The following is a 20,053-nucleotide window of genomic DNA, read 5'->3' as shown; positions in this document are numbered from 1 at the left end:
GATTGTCCGTTCATAGCGTGAACGGCATGCGGATCACACGAGTGAAAGACCTCTCTCGAAGCGCCGGCACCTGGGCTGCCCTGGCGCTGGCGGCAACGGCAGCGATCACCGTCACTGCCGGAGCGAGCGGAGCCGAGCCGCCGCGCACCGAGAATTCGAACGCATCCAGGGCGATCGCCACTGTGACTACCGCGGATGCCTCTGATGCTGCGACCACCATCCCGTCGGATTTCGCCGCATTTGCCGGCTACACGCCTACCGTCGTCGACGGATACCTCGCCAACCCCCACGGCGACTGCTCGTCACCGATTCCGCTTCCCGACGAATTCGACTCGGCCTGCAAAGCACACGATCTCGGGTACGACCTACTCCGCTACGCGCATTCGCACGGAACGGAACTGGGGCCGTGGGCCCGCCAGGTCCTCGACGGTCAGCTCGACGAGCGAATGCATGCGGCCTGTGAAGACCGCACGTCCTTTCTCTCACGTGGGTATTGCTTCGCGATGGCCGATGTCGCCGTCACAGCGGTGAACGGAAACTCTTGGCGCCAAAGCTATCTGACACCGGTCGCGGAATCGGGGTTCGGTTACGGCACGGCCGGAGTTCTGGCAGTTTCCGCCCTCGGCTTCACCCTGATGCGATCGCGGCGCCTCGATCCGTCGAACGAGTTCTCCTTCTCCCCGAAAGCGATTGCAGCATGAGCGTTCTGAATGCGTCACGGACCCCCGTCCTCGCCCGAGTCGGGGCGCTCGAACTCCCCCGGGTGTCCACGAGCGTCGCCGTGGCAGCGACGTCCGCCATCTCGCTAGCTCCCGGACTCCTGCCGAGATCAGCCGTACTCCAAGGGGTATTCAGCGGTCTGCTCGTCGCGGTCGGGCTACTGGCGATGTGGGCGTTCTCCGCGGTAGCCCGTCGGCTCGTCCCCGACCGGGTCAAGGCCCGATTCGACGAACGTCATTGGCGCATCACCGCGTTCGGGTTGTCGACTGCCGGCACCGCAGTTGCGATGTTCGCCGCCGCCGGTTGGCAGAACTCGCTGCGAGCAGCGATGGGCGCACCGCCTGCCGGGCTGATCCACTGGGTGGAGGCGGGGTGCATTGCCTCGCTGACCGCCCTTGCACTCTGGGGCCTCGGGGTCGGACTTTCGAAGGCGCTGCGGTGGATGGGTTTCGCGCGGAGCGTGGGCGCACTGGTCATGGGAGTCCTCGGCGTGCAGTTGGTCGTCGGTCCCGCCGTCTGGAACGGCCTCGCCGATTCGTTCGACAAGTCCAACGCGTACATCGACACCGCTCTGACACAGCCACTTTCGGCCTCTGCGACAGGCAGCTCCGAATCGCTCATCTCGTGGACCTCGATGGGCGCGGAGGGACGCAAATTCATCGCTGCAGGTGAAGACTCGGTGCGCGTCTACGCCGGTGTGGATTCCGCACCCGATACCGCATCGCGTGCCGCTCTCGCCGTGAGTGAGCTCGATCGCGTCGGCGGCTTCGCCCGCAACAGCGTCGTGGTGGCCGTTCCGACCGGCTCGGGGTGGATCGACACCCACGCAGTCGACGGTATCGAGCAACGGTTCGGCGGAGACGTCGCGATAGTCGGGCAGCAATACTCCGACGCACCCAGTTGGGCGACATTCCTGTTCAGCCGCGACGACGCCGAAGAATCAGCCACCGCCCTGTTCACGGCTGTCGGTAGCCACATTGCCGCGATGCCGGCCGAGGATCGACCGGACCTGTTCCTCTACGGACAGAGCCTCGGCGCCGTCGGCGGCAGCGCCGCACTGACCGAGGCTCTGTCCGAGGGCAGTCCCATCGTCCCGTGCGACGTGTTGTGGGCCGGTCCCCCGGCCGGCGCCACACGAACGGACGGCGCAACCGTCCTCGCGAACACGTCCGACCCGGTGGTGTGGTGGTCCCCCGCCCTCGCGACGCAGAAGCCGGATCTGAGCCGTGCCGTGCAGGACGGCCCGATCCCGCAGTGGATCCCAGGCGTCACGTTCTTGCAGACCACCGTCGACATGCTCGGTTCGCTCGGTGTACCCGCCGGTCACGGCCACCGCTACGGAACCGATCAGGGAACAGCTTTGGGGACTTGCTCCTGAAACTGCTGTGCGCCTTTATTAACCGCGGGGGGTTAATAAAGGCGCACAGCAAACAGGTCAGACTGCAGTTGCAATCGGGCCGCGAGCAGCTTCGTAGGCGGCACCGACACGGTAGAGGCGCTCGTCAGCCATGGCGGGCGCCATGATCTGCAAGCCCACCGGCAGGTTGTCGTCCGCGGACAGACCCGATGGCACCGACATCGCGCAGTGTCCGGCCAGGTTGGTCGGCAGCGTGCACAGGTCGGAGAGGTACATGGCCAACGGATCGCCGACCTTCTCCCCCAACTTCCACGGCGTGAACGGGCTGGTCGGCGAGACCAGTACGTCTACCTTCTCGTAGGCCTTGTCGAAATCGCGTGCGATGAGGGTACGAACCTTGAGCGCCGAACCGTAGTAGGCGTCGTAGTAGCCCGAGGACAGTGCGTAGGTACCGATCATGATGCGGCGCTTGACCTCCGGGCCGAAACCGGCGGCGCGGGTTGCCGCCATGACCTGGTCGGCACTCATGTTGCCTTCGTCGACGCGCAGTCCGTAGCGCATGGCGTCGAAGCGGGCCAGGTTGGACGAGACCTCACTGGGCAGCACCAGGTAGTACGACGCGAGCGCGTGCTCGAAGCTCGGGCACGAAACCTCGACAACTTCGGCGCCCAAAGCCTTGAGTTGCTCGACAGCAGCGTCGAAGGAAGCGATGACGCCGGGCTGGTAGCTGTCGGAGTGAAGTTCCTTGACCACACCGACCTTGACGCCGCGCAGGTCCCCGGCTGCACCCTCACGTGCCGCAGCGACCACCGGACGCACGGGGGCGTCGATGGACGTGGAGTCACGCGGATCGTGCCCGGCGATGACCTCGTGCAGCAGAGCGGTGTCGAGCACGGTGCGACCACAGGGGCCACCCTGATCGAGCGAGGAGGCGCACGCGACGAGCCCGAAGCGCGAGACAGTTCCGTACGTCGGCTTGGTTCCGACCGTCGCGGTGACCGCAGCGGGCTGACGGATCGACCCGCCGGTGTCGGTGCCGATGGCCAACGGGGCCTGACGGGACGCGAGCGCTGCAGCGCTACCACCACCGGATCCGCCGGGGATGCGGGTGACATCCCACGGGTTACGCGTCGGACCGAATGCGGAGTTCTCCGTGGAGGAGCCCATCGCAAATTCGTCGAGGTTCGTCTTGCCGAGGATCGGGATGCCCGCAGCGCGAAGCTTGCTCGTCAGGGTCGCGTCGTACGGCGCAACCCAGCCTTCGAGAATCTTCGACGCACAGGTGGTCGGCATGTCCGTCGTGGTGAAGATGTCCTTCAACGCAATCGGAACTCCGGCGAGTGCCGAAGCGGGTTCGTTTCCGCCTGCGAGCGAGTTGTCCACTGCTGCGGCGGCTTCGAGAGCCTGTTCACCGGCAACGTGCAGGAAGGCGTGGTACTCGGTGTCGACGGCAGCGATGCGGTCGAGATGCGCCTGCGTGACCTCTACCGAGGACACCTCACGCGAGTGGATCTTGCCGGCCAGCTCAGCGGCGTCCAGCGTGGTCAGATCGGTCATTCGCCCTCTCCAAGGATCTGCGGAACCGCAAAGCGATCCTGTTCGACTGCGGGTGCTCCGGACAATGCCTGCTCGGGGGTCAACCCGGGCACGATCACGTCGGGGCGCGTCACGTTGGTGACGGCATTGGGGTTCGCCATGGGCGGGACGTCGTCGGCCGCAACCTCGGTGACCACCTTGACGTGGTTGAGAATCGAATCCAACTGACCGGCGAACTCGTCGAGTTCGGCATCGGACAGGGCGAGTCTGGACAGCCGCGCGAGGTGCGCGACCTCGTCACGGGAGATGGCAGGCACCGCGGGGCCCCTTTCGGAAGAGGACGTGAACATTGCCGGTCCAGCCTAGTTCCTCGCCGCGACAGACCTGTAAGCACGCCTGCTGTGTCGACCGGTACGCACGCCTACTGTGTCCACCGCCACGTCGAATCCACCTCGTGTTTCGCTCGTGTGACAAGCATGTGCACCCGGTGTGACCCCGCCGCGGCGCCCACCAACGCGTGCTGAGCAAGTGCAAAGATGGGTGTGGCCCGGGTCGACGTGATCCGGGCGAGAACCGATCAGCGAAAGGCACGCACGTGTCGTACCTGCTTCGCGTCCAACTGCCCGACCGACCCGGCAGCCTCGGCGCGCTCGCCGTAGCTCTCGGATCCGTGGGCGCAGACATCCTCTCCCTCGACGTCGTGGAGCGAGGCGACGGTTTTGCCATCGACGACCTCGTGGTCGACGTCGAACCCGGCGCACTGCCCGACACCTTGATCACCGCTGCCGAGCATCTGCCCGACGTGCTGGTCGATTCGATCCGCCCCTACGCCGGGATTCTCGACACCCATCGCGAGCTCGAACTCATCGATTCCGTTGCGACAGCCCGAAACGATCGACTACAGGTCCTCGTCGACGGCGCGCCGCGTGTACTGCGAGTCGGCTGGTGCGTCGTCGCGGACATCGGCAAGCACGGTGCGTACCGCGTCGTCGGTAGCGCCGGCGCGCCGGAAACCCATGCCACCGACATTCCGTGGATGCCACTGGACAAGCCAACCGCCCTCGACGGCGAGGCCGACTGGGTTCCGGACGTCTGGCGAGAGATGAACACCAGCCTCGCTGCCGCACCGCTCGGCTCCGGCAATCGAGTCCTCATGCTCGGTCGTCCCGGAGGACCCGAATTTCGCCCTTCGGAGATAGCCCGCCTCGGCTATCTCGCCGGAATCGTCGCGACAGTGTTGGGCTGACCAGGCTGGGTAATCAGGCCAGACCGCGAACCATGACCGTCAACTCCATACCGCGAATCGGCTCCCACGCGCGCTCGGGATCGGGGACGAACCCGTTGCGGTCGTAGATGCGACGAGCATCGACCATCTCGGGCTGCGTCGAGATGACCACCGAGTGATCGCCTCGGTCGTAGGCTTCGGCGATCACTGCGCGAACCAATGCGGTTCCGGCGCCCGATCCCCGAGCCTGCGGCGAGACCGCGAGCATGCGGAACTCGAGTTCGCCCTTCTGCGCAACATCCGCGAAGGGCGTGCCGGGTTCGGCGATCGTCAAAGAACCCACGACCTCTTCGCCGAGAACGGCAACCAGCACCCGCCCCTGCTCCACGCGAGTTGCGGTGTCTCGCAGGCGCTCCGCGTACGGCGATCCGCCGGCGACAAATCCGCCACCCACGTACGACTGCACAGTCAGTTCCCCGACGGTCTCGAACTCAGCCGGTAGAACTTCACGAATCTCGATCATGGCGTCACTATCGCACCCAGCACACCAATCTCAGAAATCGGACAAAGTCACTCTGATTCGTCCAAATCGGTGGGAGCGACCGCATCCGGGCCATCTTCGAGCAACCGCCGGAAGCCGTCTTCGTCGAGCACCGGCACACCCAATTCGACTGCCTTGTCATGCTTGGAACCGGGCGCTTCACCGACGACGACAAACGCAGTCTTCTTCGAGACCGACCCAGCCGCCTTACCGCCGCGCACCAGAATCGCTTCCTTCGCCTGATCTCGCGAGTACGTCTCGAGCGAACCGGTGACGACGATCGAGAGACCCTCGAGATTGCGCGGAATCGAGTCGTCTCGCTCGTCCTCCATGCGCACCCCGGCCGAAGCCCACTTGTCGACGATCTGCTGATGCCAGTCGACGGAGAACCACTCCACGACAGCGGCGGCGATCGTGGATCCAACGCCGTCGACTGCAGCCAACTCGTCGACCGACGCTTCCCGAATACGTTGCAGCGAACCGAATTCGCCAGCCAACGCCCTCGCAGCAGTGGGGCCGACGTGCCGAATCGACAGCGCCACAAGCACTCTCCACAGCGGCTTGTCCTTGGCCGAATCCAGGTTGGCCAGCAAGCGTTTTCCGTTGGCAGACAGTGCTCCCGCATTGGTGCGGAAGATGGGAACCTCGATCAGTTTCTCGGCGTCGAGTGAAAAGAGATCGCCCTCGTCACCGATGACCTTCGCCTCCAGCAGCCCGGTCGCGGCCTCGTAACCGAGCACCTCGATGTCGAATGCTCCGCGCCCCGAGACGTGGAACACGCGCTCGCGCAACTGCGCCGGGCAGTACTGCTGATTAGGGCATCGCACGTCGACGTCGCCCTCTTTCGCGGGTGCCAACAACGTGCCGCACTCGGGGCAATGCGTCGGCATCACGAACTCGCGCTCGGTACCGTCGCGCACGTCTGCCACGGGTCCGAGGACCTCGGGAATCACATCTCCGGCCTTACGCAACACCACGGTGTCGCCGATCAGCACACCCTTGCGTTTGACCTCGGATCCGTTGTGCAGCGTGGCCAAGGACACAGTGGAACCCGCCACCGTGACGGGTTCCATGTACGCAAACGGCGTCACGCGACCCGTACGGCCGACACTGACCCGGATGTCGAGGAGCTTGGTCGTGACCTCTTCCGGCGGGTACTTGTACGCGATCGCCCACCGCGGTGCGCGAGACGTGGTGCCCAGACGTCGATGCAACGACATCTCGTCGACCTTGACCACCAACCCGTCGATCTCGTGCTCGACGTCGTGGCGATGTTCTCCCCAGTACTTCATCTTCTCGACCACGGCGTCGGCGCCAACCACCCGCGAGGTGTGCGTGGACACCGGCAGCCCCCAGGCGGCGAGGGCCACGTAAGCGTCGTACTGCGAAGCCGGCTCGAAACCTTCCATGCGCCCGAACCCGTGGCAGATCATGCCGAGGCGACGACGCGCGGTGACGGCAGGATTCTTCTGACGCAGGGAGCCCGCCGCAGAGTTGCGCGGATTGGCGAACGGCGCCTTACCCTCCTCCACGAGGGAGGCATTGAGTGCCGCGAAGTCCTCGAGGCGGAAGAACACCTCTCCTCGCACCTCGAGCAAGCTTGGAATCGGGTATTCGTCCGTGGCGGTGAGCCGCTCCGGGATGTCGTTGATCGTCAGGGCATTGAGAGTGACCAGCTCGCCCGTACGACCGTCACCGCGGGTTGCGGCACGCACGAGTTTGCCGTTCTCGTAGACGAGATTGAGCGCGACACCGTCGATTTTCACTTCGCAGAGATAGTGCAGTTCCGGCCCGGTTTCCTGCTCTACCTTGGCGATCCATCCGCGGAGTTCGGACTCGTCGAAGACGTTGTCGAGGCTGAGCATCCGCTCGAGGTGATCGACGGACGTGAAGTCCGTCGCGAATCCGCCGCCTACGAGTTGCGTCGGAGAGTCGGGAGTTCGCAGATCCGGGTACTGCTCTTCGAGAGCATTGAGCTGCCCGAGCAATGTGTCGAATGCACCGTCCGAAATGACGGGCGCGTCACGAACGTAGTAGCGGAACTGATGCTGGCGTACCTCTTCGGCCAGCTCCGTCCACTGCTCGCGCGCCTCGTTGGGCGCTGGCTGCATTGCATCCGCGGTTTCAGTCACAGCTAGAAGATTATCGGTTCACACCGACACACCACACGACTCCACGTCAGAACGCAACACATCAGAACGCCGACGGATCGTCCACCAATGCCTTGCCGACGTCTGTGCACAGCCGAAGGGCGGCTCGACTCCACTCGAGGCTCGCACTCGCAAGACCACAGCTTGGGGTTACCGCGACCTGGTTCTGCAGGAGTTCACGCGAGAAGCCGAGACGATCGATCAGGGTGACGGCCGGCATCGCGCACTCTTTCCACGTCACCGGCTTTTCCGGCGGGGCGGAAGGAACCAGACCGAGCGCCAATTCCTTGCCGGCGTCGAACAACTGGCCGATGCCGTCCAGATCACGTGAGCCGATGAGCGACATGTCGAAGCTCACGCCGAACGCCTGGCTTCGCCTCAGCAGATCCCACGGCATGTCGGCGCCGCAACTGTGGACGATTGTGGGCAGTCCGCAACCGCTGATCGTCGAGTCGAGAACGGCGAGCGCCTCGGGTTCCGGGAGAGCCGGAACGCTCTCCATCTTGGTGCGCCCGGGTAGTGAACCGGCCAGCACTGCCGCGAGCTGCGGCTCGTCCAATTGGATCACCACTCGGGCACCGGTACGACGAGTGACCTCGGCGGCGTGGCGCGCGAGCCCCTCACCAAGTGATTCGGCGATGTCCCGGAGTGCCCCACGGTCGACGAGAACTCGCGAACCGTTTGCAACCTCGATCTCGGCGCCGAGTGTCAGCGGGCCGGCAGCTTGGAGCTTTATCACGTGGTCTCCGCCGACCAGACGGGCCGATTCCCAGGCTTCCTCGAGTGCGTCGAGATCCTGATTCAGGAAGTCCTCGGCTCGCTTCGCGACGTTGCCCCGCCGAGGCACGACGCGATAGGCGCGGGTTGAGGCATCGAGGTTGATGTCGACCAGAATGGCGCCTGCTCGGCCGACCATGTCAGCGCCGAGACCGCGGCTCGGCAACTCCACCAGGTGTGGGAAACCGCCCAGTTCGCCAAGGATGGTTGCGGCGCTTTCGCGGGCGTCCGTGCCCGGCCAGGATCCGATTCCGGTGACGAGGCCACCGATGGAAACCTGCTGTGTCACAGTGTGTTCGGCTCGGATTCGGTGCCGGAGATGGTGCCACTGCCGAGAACCTGGTCGCCCAGTTCGCTGTCGGGGCGATACAGCACGACGGCCTGGCCCTTCGCGACGCCGGTCAGTGGTTCGCGCAACGAAATGGAGATGCCGCCGCCCGAAGTACCGTCGTCGACGGCGTCCGCAACGGCCTGCGCAAGTCCGCCGTGCGCACGGACCTGCACCATGCACTCGACGGGGCCCTCCGGCGCCTGGCCCGAGGTCCAGATCGCGCGCTGGGCCGAGATGGCCCAGACGTCGAGATTCTTGGCCGAACCGACTCGCACCGTTCCGGTTTCGGGCTCGATCGCGGTCACGTACCGCGGACGGCCGTCACCTGCGGGACCTTCGACGCCGAGCCCCTTGCGCTGTCCGATCGTGAAGCCGTGTACGCCGTCGTGTGCAGCGAGGACCTCACCCGAATCGGCATCGACGACGCTTCCCGGACGAACGCCGATGCGCGCACCCAGGAATGCTCGGGTATCGCCGGTCGGGATGAAGCAGATGTCATGGCTGTCAGGCTTGTTCGCCACAGCCAGACCGCGCTCGGCGGCTTCCTCGCGGATCTGTTCTTTCGGTGTGTCACCGATCGGGAACATCGCTCGCGAAAGCTGATCGGCCGTCAGCACACCGAGGACATACGACTGGTCCTTGTCCGCGTCGACCGCCCGGCGTAGGACGCCGTCTTCGAGGCGCGCGTAGTGACCGGTCGCCACGGCATCGAAGCCGAGAGCGACCGCACGGTCGGCCAGTGCGGTGAACTTGATCTTCTCGTTGCACCGCAGGCACGGATTGGGGGTCTCACCCGCTGCGTACGACGCCACGAAGTCGTCGATCACGTCTTCCTTGAAGCGATCGGCGAAATCCCAGACGTAGAAGGGTATTCCGAGGACGTCGGCAGCGCGCCTGGCGTCGCCGGCATCTTCCTTCGAGCAGCATCCACGCGAACCCGTCCGCAATGCACCCGGCGCCGTGGACAGCGCAAGATGAACGCCGACGACGTCATGTCCGGCGGCAACAGCGCGGGCGGCGGCGACAGCGGAGTCGACACCTCCGCTCATGGCTGCGAGTACTCGCATCAGCGATCCCCTCCACGCGAACCGGCACCGGCAAGACCGGCGGCCCGAGCGCGCTCTACTACTTGTGGAAGCGCAGCGATCAGCGCGTCCACATCGGTGACACTCGACGTATGTCCGAGCGAAAATCTCAGTGAGCCACGCGCGACGGGCGATTCGACGCCCATCGCGATCAAGACATGGCTGGCTCTGGCCACACCGGCGGTGCAGGCCGAACCGGTGGAACATTCGATACCGGCGGCGTCGAGCAGCATCAGCAACGAATCGCCCTCGCAGCCGGGGAAGGTGAAGTGCGCGTTACCGGGAAGCCGATCGGATCCGGTCGGGCCGTTGAGCACCGACTCGGGAAGAATCTCCAGGACTCCGTCGATCAAACGGTCACGCAACTGCGCCAATTCCCTTGTGCTGGAATCGAAGTTCTCGACGTTTGCGCGCAGCGCCGCAGCCATCCCGACAACGCCCGCAGTATCCGGAGTGCCCGAACGCAGATCACGTTCGTGTCCGCCGCCGTGAAGGAGCGGCACACACGGAACCTGGCGTCCGAGCAGCAGTGCGCCGACGCCGTGCGGACCACCGAACTTGTGCGCCGCGATGCTCAGCGCGGACAACTTGCTCGCCGCGAAATCGACCGGCAATTGCGCAACGGCCTGAACCGCGTCGCTGTGCATCGGAATCTCGAACTCAGCCGAAATCTCCGCCAACTCCACGATCGGCATGATGGAGCCGACCTCGTTGTTGGCCCACATCACCGTAACGAGTGCTACCTCGTCGGCGTGGACGGAAAGCTCGTCGCGCAAGGTCTGCGGGTCAACGACACCGTTCTCGTCGACCGGCAACCACGTCACGCGCGCGCCCTCGTGCTGCTCGAGCCACTCGACGGTGTCGAGCACCGCATGATGCTCGACGGAACTGGCCAGGATGCGAGTGCGTCGCGGATCGGCGTCACGGCGAGCCCAGTAGATGCCCTTGACCGCGAGATTGTCGCTCTCGGTTCCGCCGGAGGTGAAGATGACCTCCGAAGGCCGCGCACCCAGGCTGGCAGCGATCGATTCCCGCGACTCCTCGACGCGGCGCCGGGCCGCACGGCCGGAACCGTGCAGCGAGGACGCGTTGCCCACGGTTTTGAAGGTATCGGTCATCGCCTCGATAGCGGCTGCCGACATCGGAGTCGTGGCGGCATGATCGAGGTACACCGGAAATCCGGCGTGGGCACTGTGTGCAGGCAGAGTCATGGCTTGACAAGGATAGCCCAGCACGAGAGTTCGCCCAGCCTCGCTCAGCAGGCTAAGCGGTCATTGCCGGGGAGGTATCGATTTGTCCCACGGCTTGTGTCACGAGTTCCAGTGCGGGGTCGAAGATGTCGTGAGCTGCCAAATCGATGGTTTCGACGCCACGTACGGCTCTCTCGCATCGCTGCGCGAGGTCGACTCGACACTCCCCTGCCTCCTCGAGCGGAGCCAGCCTGACCTTCACCTCGACGTTCTTCTGACGCAGGATCCGACGGATGGACTGACCGATAGTTTCGGTGCCGACAAAGCACGGCCCGGTGCACAGGGAACCGTCGGCGTTCTCGTAGCGGATCGCCATCGGCTGAACCGGGCATTCGGCGTCGACGGCAGCTTGGAACATCGCCGGGCGAAAACCTCCGTACGCCCGCCCGCACCAGGTCGTTCCCTCGGGAAACACCATTACGCGGACACCACGCTGAAGTCGTTCGCGAACGACGTCGACGGTTCCGGGAAGTTCACGCAGTCGGGCGCGATCGATGGGCACTACGCGCATCCGGCGCGCGAGACCACCGAGCACTGCCCAGTCGAGCAGGTCTGCACGGGCGACGAAGTTGGCCGGGGCAACGGCACTCGCGACGAGGACGTCGGTCCACGACACGTGACCGGCGACAACCATCACGCCCGCCGGTTCGGCGCGCCCCAACCGCTGATCGTCGACCGTGAGCTTCATTCCCAGACAACGCAGCAACGCGCGCGAGTATCCGCGTTGCATCTCCGTACGCCAGGTGCGCGGGAGCAGCCAGCCGGCCGAGAGCACCGGCGCAGTCACCAGTGCGGCGCCGACCATGACCCCGCGGGCCATCACGGTGATACTCGACACACCGGGTGCGTCCGTAGGTAGGCACCCGTCGCCGCAGGGGCTCGTCGGCACCCAATACGGCACCGTCGCGGTCATCAGCCGATCCCCGATTCGTGTGCGGCGGCCGCCGATCGCAGCCGTTCCAGATAGCGCTTGTTGGCGGAGTGAAGGCCTTGCAGCGCAACAAAATCGGCCACACCGAACTCGGGATCGTGAGCAGGTTCCCCGCAGATCATCGCGCCCATCCGCAAGTAGCCACGGAGCAACGGCGGCATCGTCACGCGTTCCGGTGCGGCAATCTCGTCGAGCGTCAGACCGCCGAGGACCACCGGGTTTCGTGGCGTCACCCGCCGCGACCCCGGACTGGCGTGTTTGTTCATCACGAAGTCACGGACGCCGCGGACATCGGCGCCGGCAATTGAATCGGGGTTCGGGAGGATGGGCACGGAGACGCAGCCCATCACCCATTCGTATCCGGTCAGTTCGAGGTAGTGCAGAATGCCCGACCACATCAGGCTCAGGACGGATCCGGTGCGGTGCGCGGGATCGACGCAAGCGCGACCCATTTCGACGATCCTGTTCGCCACCGGATCGAGCGCGGAGATGTCGAATTCGGTTGCGGTGTAATACCCACCCGCCGCCGCCGCGGAATCCGGCGGCAGCATTCGGTAGCAGCCGACGTACTCCTCGGTGATGTTGTCGCGAACGAGTAGATGATCACAGAATTCGTCGAAGCCGTCGGCGTCGAGTTCGAACACCCCGGCCGAGGCCGGGAGGGAGAAGCCTGGCTCGGAGGCGAACACTCGGTATCGAAGGCGCTGCGCTGCGACACGATGCTCGCGGTCGGAGGAGACGATCAGGGAATATCTCGGCTGGGCGACCTCACGGCCGAGATTGTCACTCGCGGAGCGAAGGACTGACGTAATTGTCATGCGCAAGGTTTATCGAGCGCGAACGGCGTCTCGGTATCGACGAAGTGACATGCCGATGCAGGCCGGGTGAATAAAGCACTGTGCGCCTTTATCAACCGCGGGGGGTTGATAAAGGCGCACAGCAGTTTGTGCTTTTTAGCCCTTGTGGGACTTCACAGCTTCGGTGAGCTGCGGTGCGACGTTGAACAGGTCGCCCACGATGCCGAAGTCGGCGATCTCGAAGATGGGTGCCTCTTCGTCCTTGTTGACCGCGACGATGGTCTTGGACGTCTGCATGCCGGCGCGGTGCTGGATGGCACCGGAAATGCCGAGCGCGATGTACAGCTGCGGGGAGACCGTCTTACCGGTCTGACCGACCTGGAACTGTCCGGGGTAGTAACCCGAGTCCACAGCGGCACGCGAAGCACCGACTGCAGCACCGAGGGAATCGGCCAGCTCTTCGACGACGGAGAACTTGTCCGCGCTGCCGACGCCACGTCCACCGGAGACGACAACCGACGCCTCGGTGAGCTCGGGGCGGTCGCCGCCGACGATGGGCTCACGCGAGGTGACCTTGACGGCACTCTCGTCCTGAGCCGGAACCTCGACGGTGATCTGCTCGCCTGCGCCGGCCTGCGGAGCAGCCTCGACTGCACCCGGACGAACCGAGTAGACGGGAACGTCGCCGTTGGCCTTGGCTTCGACGGTGAACGCGCCACCGAAGATGGAGTGGACGCCGGTGCCGTCAGCCTTGATCTCGATGACGTCGGTCAGCAGTCCGGAGCCCAGACGTGCGGCCAGACGACCGGCAACCTCTTTGCCCTCGGTGCCGGCTGCGGTGATGACTGCTGCCGGGCTGGTGGACTCGACCAGAGCGGCGAGAACGTCGACCTTGGGGGTGACGAGGTAGCCGTCGATGTCGTCGGACTCGGCGACGTAGATCTTCTCGGCTCCGGCTGCTGCCAGAGCGTCGGCGAGCTTTGCTGCGGTGCCCGCGGGGCCGGCGACAACTGCCGACGGCTCACCGAGTGCGCGTGCAGCGGTGATGAGTTCGGTGCTGACCTTCTTCAGCGCACCCTCTGCGTGCTCTACGAGCACAAGTACTTCTGCCATGACTTAACTCTCCCTGAGTTCTTCTGCTGGATGTCTAGAAGGGCGCGATCAGATGACCTTGTTGCTGACGAGGTAAGCGGCAATCTTGGTGCCACCGTCTCCCTCGTCGGCGATGCGCTCACCAGCGGTACGGGGGGGCTTCGGGGTGGAGGACGTCACGGTGGTGCCTGCGTTGGCAACTCCGACGGTCTCCGGGTCGACTCCGAGGTCGGCCAGCGTGTAAACGAGAACTTCCTTCTTCTTCGCGGCCATGATGCCCTTGAAGGACGGGAAGCGCGGCTCGTTGATCTTCTCGGTGACCGAGACGATCGCGGGCAGCGAAGCCTCGAGGCCGAAGACGCCCTCGTCGGTCTCGCGCTCACCGGTGATCTTGCCGTCGGCGACGACGACCTTGCGCAGCTGCGTGAGCTGCGGGATGCCCAGGTACTCGGCGATGATGGCCGGAACAGCGCCGACGCGGCCGTCGGTGGCCTCGTTGCCGGCGATGATCAGGTCGGCAGGCTCGTCGTTCTCGAAGGTGATCTGTCCGAGAGCAGCAGCGAGCGTCCATGCGGTCTGGATCGCGTCGGAGCCGTGCAGTGCCGGGTCGTTGATGTGGACGGCCTTGTCGGCGCCCATCGACAGAGCCTTGCGGATAGCGTCGGTGGCGCGGTCGGGACCTGCGGACAGCACCGTTACCTCACCGCCCTGAGCTTCCTTGATGAGGAGTGCTTCTTCGACGGAGCGCTCGTTGATCTCGTCGAGGACTGCGTCGGCGGCTTCACGGTCAAGCGTGTAGTCGCCGTCGGTCAGCTTGCGCTCGGACCATGTGTCGGGGACCTGCTTGATCAAAACAACGATATTCGTCATGGGTCTTCGTCGACCTCCTGTGTGTAATTCACCTGATAAATCGTCTGTGGTGCTCGCGCAGTCCGAGCGTCCGAAAAGAGAGTCCGACAGGTCTCCCCACGGGCGAATTTCTCGGTTCACGTCGGCTGTGCGTCAGATTACCCCACGTTAAGTTACCGGTGGGTAACTTAACGTGGAACCTCGTCCACCATAACGGCACGAACAGGAATTGACAGCAGTGATCTGGACCACGGCGAACACGTTCTACTCGGATGGCACTAATCTCGCACGGGTGAGTGAAACGAGTGTCAGCAACCACGAGGACGCACCCCTGCCCTTGACGGGCGAACGAACCGTGCCAGGAATCCCCGAGGAGAACTACTGGTTCCGACGCCACGAAGTGGTGTACCGCGCACTTCTGGAGCGCTGCACGGACCGCCGAGTCCTCGAGGCCGGATCCGGAGAAGGCTACGGCGCCAACATGATTGCGGACGTCGCAACGAAGGTTACCGGCCTCGACTACGACGTCTCCGCGGTCGAACACGTTCGTGCGCGCTACCCCCGCGTCGAGATGCTTCACGGCAACCTCGCCGAGCTTCCACTGGCCGACAACTCGGTTGACGTCGTCGTCAATTTCCAGGTGATCGAGCACCTGTGGGATCAGGGTCAGTTCCTGCGCGAGTGCTTCCGAGTTCTCGCTCCCGGCGGTGAACTTCTGATCAGTACCCCCAACCGGATCACGTTCTCCCCCGGCCGCGACACGCCGCTCAACCCTTTCCACACTCGTGAGCTCAACGCCGCCGAAATGACCGAATTGCTCGAAGACGCCGGATTCCGCGTTCAGTTGATGACCGGCGTCCACCACGGTTCACGCCTGAAGGAACTCGACGCCAAGCACGGCGGATCGTTCATCAACGCGCAGATCGACCGCGCGTTGGCCGGTGAGCCCTGGCCCGAAGATCTCACCCGCGACGTCGAGGGCATCACCGTCGACGACTTCAGCATCAGCGAACCCGACATCGACGACAGCCTCGACCTCGTCGCTATCGCCGTGAAAGAAACTGCCGTGAAGGAATCCGGCGAGTGAGTAACGCAACACCCGTCACCGAACCGGGGATGTTCGCCCTGGTTCTGCACTCCCATCTGCCGTGGCTCGCCAACCACGGCAGATGGCCCGTCGGCGAGGAATGGATCTACCAGTCCTGGGCTGCGTCGTACATTCCGCTCGCCGCCGCGCTACGACGCCTGGCCGACGAGGGCCGATCGCACCTGCTGACGCTGGGAATCACGCCGGTGCTCGCGGCCCAGTTGGACGATCCCCACTGCCTCGCCGGTATGCATCACTGGCTCGGCAACTGGCAGATCCGTGCACACGAGGCCGCCGGCATGCCGGACGCAGCGCACCGCGAACTCGGAGCGCGCGAACACCGAGCGTCCGCAGCGGCTCTCGAAGATTTCGAGACTCATTGGCAGCACGGCGCCTCACCCGTGTTCCGCGACCTCATCGACCGCGAGGCCTTCGAGCTTCTCGGCGGGCCGCTGGCCCACCCGTTCCAACCGCTGCTCGACCCTCGCTTGCGTGCGTTCTCCCTCCGCGAAGGCCTCGCCGACGCGCATGCCCGGTGGAACCACACTCCGACCGGGATCTGGGGGCCCGAGTGCGGGTACACCCCGGGCATGGAGCGCGGGTACGCCGAAGCGGGCGTCACCCACTTCATGGTCGACGGTCCCGCCTTGCGCGGCGACACGTCCCTCGGTCGCCCGGTTCGAGAATCCGACGTGGTTGCCTTCGGCCGCGACCTGCAGGTCAGCTACCGCGTCTGGTCCCCGAAATCCGGATATCCGGGTCACGCTGCTTACCGCGACTTCCACACCTACGACCACGAGACGGGCCTCAAGCCGTCGCGGGTCACCGGACGGACCGTCGACTCCGCCGACAAGTTGCCGTACGACCCCGAACTCGCCGCCGCCGCCGTCGACAAGCATGTCGCCGACTTCGTCGAAACCGTTCGGGCGCGTCTGCGCAGTGAATCCACCCGCATCGGCCGCGACGCCCTCGTGGTCGCAGCATTCGACACCGAACTGTTCGGGCACTGGTGGCACGAAGGCCCGCAGTGGCTCGAGAAGCTCCTGCGCGCGCTTCCGGAAGCCGGAATTCGCGTCGGCACCCTCGCCGACGCCAAGGCATCGGGATACGTGGGCGAACCCGTTCAGCTCGAGGATTCGTCCTGGGGATCGGGCAAGGACTGGCGCGTATGGGCCGGCGATCAGGTGTCCGACCTCGTGCAACTGAACTCCGAGGTGGTCGATACCGCCCTCACCACCGTGGACAAGTCTCGCGGCCGCGACAACGCACCCGGCCGACCGGAACTGCGAAACCGGGTCAACGATCAGGTCCTTCGCGAGACACTGATGACAGTTTCGAGCGATTGGGCATTCATGGTGAGCAAGGATTCGGCCGCGGGGTACGCCCGCGAACGCGCACACAAGCACGCCCACGCGACCAGGGAAATCTCCGAAGCGCTCGTTTCCGGCCGCGATGCCGTGGCCGAGCGGCTGGCCGAAGGCTGGAATCACGCCGACGGATTGTTCCCGGGGCTGGATGCTCGCCGTCTGCCTGACACAGAACTGGTGAACGGGAGCGCGTCGTGAAGATTCTCATCGTCTCGTGGGAGTACCCACCGGTCGTTGTCGGCGGCCTCGGCCGACACGTCCACCATCTCGCCACCGAGCTTGCGGCTGCAGGCCACGAGGTCGTGGTTCTCTCGCGCCGCCCCTCCGGCACCGATGCGTCGACGCACCCGACGGTCACGCACATCTCCGAAGGCGTCCTTGTCGTCGCAGTGGCCGAGGACCCGGCACACTTCGTCTTCGGCGAGGACATGCTCGCGTGGACCCTCGCGATGGGTCACGCGATGGTCCGTGCCGGGATGGCGCTGCACAAGCCAGGAGTGGGCGAGGGCTGGCAACCGGACGTCGTGCACGCACACGACTGGCTGGTCGCACATCCTGCGATCGCCTTGGCTGAATTCTATGACGTCCCACTGGTTTCCACGCTTCACGCCACCGAGGCGGGTCGCCACAGCGGTTGGATCTCCGGACGCATCAACCGCCAGGTCCACTCGGTCGAGTGGTGGCTGGCAAACGAATCCGACTCTCTCATAACCTGTTCGGCGTCCATGCAGGAAGAAGTGACCGAACTCTACGGTCCGACGCTGCCGCCGATCACTGTCATCCGCAACGGAATCGACGTGACCACGTGGAACTTTCGCGAACGTGGACCGCGGTCAGGGCCGCCGAAACTCCTCTTCGTCGGCCGCCTGGAATACGAGAAGGGTGTGCAGGACGCTATCGCGGCACTCCCCCGAATTCGTCGTAGCCACCCCGGCACGACCCTCGCGATCGCGGGCGAAGGCACCCAGTTCACCTGGCTCTACCAACAGGCGCGCACACATCGCGTGGCGCGGGCAGTGGACTTTCTCGGCAACCTCGATCACACGGAACTGCTCAGCTGGCTGCACGGAGCGGACGCCATCGTCCTGCCGTCGCGCTACGAGCCGTTCGGGATCATCGCCCTCGAAGCGGCGGCAGCCGGCACTCCGCTGATCACGTCCACCGCAGGCGGACTGGGCGAAGCGGTAGTCGACGGGGTGACCGGGATGTCGTTCCAACCGGGTGACATCGCCGGGCTCACCTCGGCGGTCCGCGAAGTTCTCGACGATCCCGCCGGGGCGCAGGAACGGGCAGTGGCCGCCCGGGCACGCCTGACGTCGGACTTCGACTGGCATCAGGTCGCCGAGGAGACTGCTCACGTCTACGCGGGCGCAAAGCGTCGGGTACGGCAGCCGTTGGCGCGGCCGCAGATTCCCGAGCGGCCGCTCCCTGGTCGCTGAAGCGCTGACCTCAGCGGGTCGGGAGGGGCGCGGTGAAGCGAGAACTCGCATCCCCGAGCAGATGGCCTGGTGGCAACATCCGGCCACACAACACCAGCAACAAGTCCTGCGCCGCTCCGTGAACCTCGGCGCCGGCGCCGTACGTCCAGTCTCGGTCGTCGGCGCGCAACCGAGCGCCGTCGAGGTCAGTGCCGAAATACTTCACGGTTTTGGGCGAGAGTCCGCTGAGCACACGAGTGAGCCGGTCTTCGGGCACCACGTAGTCGTCGCCGAGTGCCACGCGAATGTCCTGACCGTGAATCACGTCGTGTGAGAGTGCGCCCTCGAAGCCACCGCCCGGCGGCTTCCACGGGTGTGCGACGTTGTCGCGAAGCGAGGCAAGCAGTTGTTGCTCACCGACTTCCGACGCGTCGGCGAGCGCTCGCCGATTCGACATCTTGTTGAAGTTTCCGCGTGACTTGACCATTTCCACGACGAATCGCGGCGCCGAGTATCGGTAGGGCATGGTGATGTGCGCGATCACTTCGCGGACCCGCCACCCGTCGCACAGGGTCGGCGCGTTCCACTGCTCCGCGCTCAGGCCTTCGAGAAACCCCGCCAGTTCGCGGCGCTGCGCCACGACCCATTCGGGTGTCTGTTCGCTCATGTCGGCACTCCTTTCACCGGCGCAGACTTTCGGCGCCGATACCGATACAGACCGGTGGCGGCGTCGAAAGTAATCGCTGGTTCTGCCAAAAAGTGAGCTACGACGCGTCGGCAGCGTCCGCAGCAGCCTTCTTGCGTGCGATGTCCTCGAGCGCCGCGATGTACTTCGCACGATCGGCAGCGCCGGCTTCCCAATCGGACTTGCGGTTCTTGACCGCCTTCGCAGGCGAGCCGACCGCGATGCTGAAATCCGGGATGTCTCCCTTGACGACGGCGTGCGCACCGAGCACACAACCGCGTCCGACGCGGGTATTTCGCAGCACGGTGACCTTCGCTGCCACCCAGGTGTCCGGGCCGATACGGACGGGGCCCTTGACGATGCCCTGGTCCTTGATCGGTGTGTTGATGTCGTCCATGCGGTGGTCGAAGTCGCAGATGTAGCACCAGTCGGCTACGAGCGTCGACGCACCGATTTCGATGTCGAGGTAGGTGTTGACGACGTTGTCCTTGCCGAAGACGACCTTGTCGCCGATGCGCAGCGAACCTTCGTGGCAACGGATCGCGTTGCCGTCGCCGATGTGTACCCAGCGCCCGATCTCGAGGCGGGACAGGTCGGGGGTCGAATGGATTTCGACGTTCTTGCCGAGGAACACCATGCCACGCAGGATCACGTGCGGGTTGGCCATCTTGAACTTGGCGAGACGGTAGTACCGCACCAGATACCAGGGTGTGTACGCCTTGTTCGCCAGAACCCATTTGAGGGAATCGACCGTCAAGAACTTGGCCTGATCGCTGTCGCCTCGGCGTGATCCCCGCCATCGAGTGCGCAACGGTGCGCCCCACATGCTCGTCATGAGTGTTCAGCCTACGTGGG

At 65.0% G+C, this 20,053-nt stretch carries 19 protein-coding genes; 6 read left to right on the top strand and 13 right to left on the bottom strand.

The genetic code is table 11. The features are described 5' to 3' along the window. Positions 1-26 precede the first annotated feature (26 nt). Positions 27-701 (top strand): hypothetical protein, encoded by a 675-nt coding sequence (locus tag GJB56_RS04465; RefSeq protein ID WP_029255103.1) that lies wholly within the window; start codon positions 27-29, stop codon positions 699-701. Then, the gene (locus tag GJB56_RS04460) at positions 698-2,098 is read left to right on the top strand and encodes an alpha/beta-hydrolase family protein (RefSeq protein ID WP_113682971.1); all 1,401 of its coding nucleotides are present in this window, start codon (positions 698-700) and stop codon (positions 2,096-2,098) included. The genes GJB56_RS04465 and GJB56_RS04460 overlap by 4 nt, the downstream gene beginning before the upstream one ends. A 57-nt stretch (positions 2,099-2,155) precedes the next feature. Here GJB56_RS04460 and gatA read toward each other — a convergent pair whose 3' ends face one another. Both gatA and gatC read right to left on the bottom strand, forming a co-directional pair. Further along, the gene (gatA, locus tag GJB56_RS04455) at positions 2,156-3,634 is read right to left on the bottom strand and encodes an Asp-tRNA(Asn)/Glu-tRNA(Gln) amidotransferase subunit GatA (protein ID WP_020907250.1); all 1,479 of its coding nucleotides are present in this window, start codon (positions 3,632-3,634) and stop codon (positions 2,156-2,158) included. Continuing rightward, the gene (gene gatC / locus GJB56_RS04450; RefSeq protein WP_003944747.1) at positions 3,631-3,930 is read right to left on the bottom strand and encodes an Asp-tRNA(Asn)/Glu-tRNA(Gln) amidotransferase subunit GatC; all 300 of its coding nucleotides are present in this window, start codon (positions 3,928-3,930) and stop codon (positions 3,631-3,633) included. The genes gatA and gatC overlap by 4 nt, the downstream gene beginning before the upstream one ends. Before the next feature lie 278 nt (positions 3,931-4,208). Between gatC and GJB56_RS04445 the strand changes: the two genes are divergently transcribed. Beyond that, positions 4,209-4,859, top strand: a complete 651-nt coding sequence (locus tag GJB56_RS04445) for a hypothetical protein (RefSeq protein WP_020969299.1) — start codon at positions 4,209-4,211, stop codon at positions 4,857-4,859. Positions 4,860-4,872: 13 nt separating this feature from the next. Here GJB56_RS04445 and GJB56_RS04440 read toward each other — a convergent pair whose 3' ends face one another. The 9 genes from GJB56_RS04440 to GJB56_RS04400 form a co-directional block, all read right to left on the bottom strand. Beyond that, positions 4,873-5,361 carry a GNAT family N-acetyltransferase gene (locus tag GJB56_RS04440; RefSeq protein WP_019747912.1) on the bottom strand — a complete coding sequence of 163 codons (489 nt, stop codon included), beginning with the start codon at positions 5,359-5,361 and terminating at the stop codon, positions 4,873-4,875. A gap of 47 nt (positions 5,362-5,408) precedes the next feature. Further along, complete coding sequence (gene ligA / locus GJB56_RS04435) at positions 5,409-7,490, bottom strand: NAD-dependent DNA ligase LigA (protein WP_232252717.1); 2,082 nt, start codon at positions 7,488-7,490, stop codon at positions 5,409-5,411. 82 nt (positions 7,491-7,572) lie between these two features. Next, entirely contained in the window at positions 7,573-8,595 is a 1,023-nt protein-coding gene (locus GJB56_RS04430; protein WP_113682972.1) for a methionine synthase, read from the bottom strand. Next, a complete protein-coding gene (gene mnmA / locus GJB56_RS04425; RefSeq protein WP_092763647.1) occupies positions 8,592-9,704 on the bottom strand; it encodes a tRNA 2-thiouridine(34) synthase MnmA in 1,113 nt (370 codons plus the stop codon). Before mnmA ends, GJB56_RS04430 begins: the two co-directional genes overlap by 4 nt. Continuing rightward, the gene (locus tag GJB56_RS04420) at positions 9,704-10,933 is read right to left on the bottom strand and encodes a cysteine desulfurase family protein (protein WP_113682973.1); all 1,230 of its coding nucleotides are present in this window, start codon (positions 10,931-10,933) and stop codon (positions 9,704-9,706) included. Before GJB56_RS04420 ends, mnmA begins: the two co-directional genes overlap by 1 nt. A 52-nt stretch (positions 10,934-10,985) precedes the next feature. Beyond that, positions 10,986-11,885 carry a lysophospholipid acyltransferase family protein gene (locus GJB56_RS04415; RefSeq protein WP_113682974.1) on the bottom strand — a complete coding sequence of 300 codons (900 nt, stop codon included), beginning with the start codon at positions 11,883-11,885 and terminating at the stop codon, positions 10,986-10,988. Beyond that, positions 11,885-12,721: a GNAT family N-acetyltransferase gene (locus GJB56_RS04410; protein ID WP_020907245.1), complete on the bottom strand. Its 837-nt coding sequence runs from the start codon at positions 12,719-12,721 to the stop codon at positions 11,885-11,887. Before GJB56_RS04410 ends, GJB56_RS04415 begins: the two co-directional genes overlap by 1 nt. A gap of 135 nt (positions 12,722-12,856) precedes the next feature. Beyond that, positions 12,857-13,813: an electron transfer flavoprotein subunit alpha/FixB family protein gene (locus GJB56_RS04405; RefSeq protein ID WP_003944698.1), complete on the bottom strand. Its 957-nt coding sequence runs from the start codon at positions 13,811-13,813 to the stop codon at positions 12,857-12,859. A 48-nt stretch (positions 13,814-13,861) separates the two neighbouring features. Beyond that, positions 13,862-14,662 carry an electron transfer flavoprotein subunit beta/FixA family protein gene (locus tag GJB56_RS04400; RefSeq protein WP_019747906.1) on the bottom strand — a complete coding sequence of 267 codons (801 nt, stop codon included), beginning with the start codon at positions 14,660-14,662 and terminating at the stop codon, positions 13,862-13,864. Positions 14,663-14,933: 271 nt separating this feature from the next. Here GJB56_RS04400 and GJB56_RS04395 point away from each other — a divergent pair, with 271 nt between their 5' ends. From GJB56_RS04395 to GJB56_RS04385, 3 genes are read left to right on the top strand one after another with little or no spacing between them, the layout of a single operon-like run. After that, complete coding sequence (locus GJB56_RS04395; RefSeq protein ID WP_044479608.1) at positions 14,934-15,728, top strand: class I SAM-dependent methyltransferase; 795 nt, start codon at positions 14,934-14,936, stop codon at positions 15,726-15,728. A gap of 29 nt (positions 15,729-15,757) precedes the next feature. Further along, positions 15,758-17,293: a 1,4-alpha-glucan branching protein domain-containing protein gene (locus GJB56_RS04390; RefSeq protein WP_113682975.1), complete on the top strand. Its 1,536-nt coding sequence runs from the start codon at positions 15,758-15,760 to the stop codon at positions 17,291-17,293. Further along, a complete protein-coding gene (locus tag GJB56_RS04385) occupies positions 17,290-18,534 on the top strand; it encodes a glycosyltransferase family 4 protein (protein ID WP_020907242.1) in 1,245 nt (414 codons plus the stop codon). Before GJB56_RS04390 ends, GJB56_RS04385 begins: the two co-directional genes overlap by 4 nt. Before the next feature lie 10 nt (positions 18,535-18,544). Here the strand turns inward: GJB56_RS04385 and GJB56_RS04380 are convergent, their stop codons facing one another. Continuing rightward, on the bottom strand, positions 18,545-19,180 hold the full coding sequence (locus tag GJB56_RS04380) for a maleylpyruvate isomerase family mycothiol-dependent enzyme (RefSeq protein ID WP_113682976.1): 636 nt from the start codon (positions 19,178-19,180) through the stop codon (positions 18,545-18,547). A gap of 97 nt (positions 19,181-19,277) precedes the next feature. Beyond that, a complete protein-coding gene (locus tag GJB56_RS04375; RefSeq protein WP_113682977.1) occupies positions 19,278-20,033 on the bottom strand; it encodes an acyltransferase in 756 nt (251 codons plus the stop codon). Positions 20,034-20,053 lie beyond the last annotated feature (20 nt).

This window comes from Rhodococcus sp. AQ5-07 (assembly GCF_009707305.1).
GTDB classification, from domain to species: Bacteria; Actinomycetota; Actinomycetes; order Mycobacteriales; family Mycobacteriaceae; genus Rhodococcus_F; species Rhodococcus_F erythropolis.
This window is presented reverse-complemented; position numbering and strand designations above follow the sequence as displayed.

Bases quoted from the DNA above. Each gene is read 5' to 3' on its own strand.
- GJB56_RS04405 (WP_003944698.1), bottom strand. From the start codon at position 13,813: ATGGCAGAAGTACTTGTGCTCGTAGAGCACGCAGAGGGTGCGCTGAAG.
- GJB56_RS04410 (WP_020907245.1), bottom strand. From the start codon at position 12,721: ATGACAATTACGTCAGTCCTTCGCTCCGCGAGTGACAATCTCGGCCGT.
- GJB56_RS04460 (WP_113682971.1), top strand. From the start codon at position 698: ATGAGCGTTCTGAATGCGTCACGGACCCCCGTCCTCGCCCGAGTCGGG.
- GJB56_RS04440 (WP_019747912.1), bottom strand. From the start codon at position 5,361: ATGATCGAGATTCGTGAAGTTCTACCGGCTGAGTTCGAGACCGTCGGG.
- GJB56_RS04465 (WP_029255103.1), top strand. From the start codon at position 27: ATGCGGATCACACGAGTGAAAGACCTCTCTCGAAGCGCCGGCACCTGG.
- ligA (WP_232252717.1), bottom strand. From the start codon at position 7,490: ATGCAGCCAGCGCCCAACGAGGCGCGCGAGCAGTGGACGGAGCTGGCC.
- GJB56_RS04400 (WP_019747906.1), bottom strand. From the start codon at position 14,662: ATGACGAATATCGTTGTTTTGATCAAGCAGGTCCCCGACACATGGTCC.
- mnmA (WP_092763647.1), bottom strand. From the start codon at position 9,704: ATGCGAGTACTCGCAGCCATGAGCGGAGGTGTCGACTCCGCTGTCGCC.
- GJB56_RS04420 (WP_113682973.1), bottom strand. From the start codon at position 10,933: ATGACTCTGCCTGCACACAGTGCCCACGCCGGATTTCCGGTGTACCTC.
- GJB56_RS04415 (WP_113682974.1), bottom strand. From the start codon at position 11,885: ATGACCGCGACGGTGCCGTATTGGGTGCCGACGAGCCCCTGCGGCGAC.
- GJB56_RS04380 (WP_113682976.1), bottom strand. From the start codon at position 19,180: ATGAGCGAACAGACACCCGAATGGGTCGTGGCGCAGCGCCGCGAACTG.
- gatA (WP_020907250.1), bottom strand. From the start codon at position 3,634: ATGACCGATCTGACCACGCTGGACGCCGCTGAGCTGGCCGGCAAGATC.
- GJB56_RS04390 (WP_113682975.1), top strand. From the start codon at position 15,758: ATGTTCGCCCTGGTTCTGCACTCCCATCTGCCGTGGCTCGCCAACCAC.
- GJB56_RS04375 (WP_113682977.1), bottom strand. From the start codon at position 20,033: ATGACGAGCATGTGGGGCGCACCGTTGCGCACTCGATGGCGGGGATCA.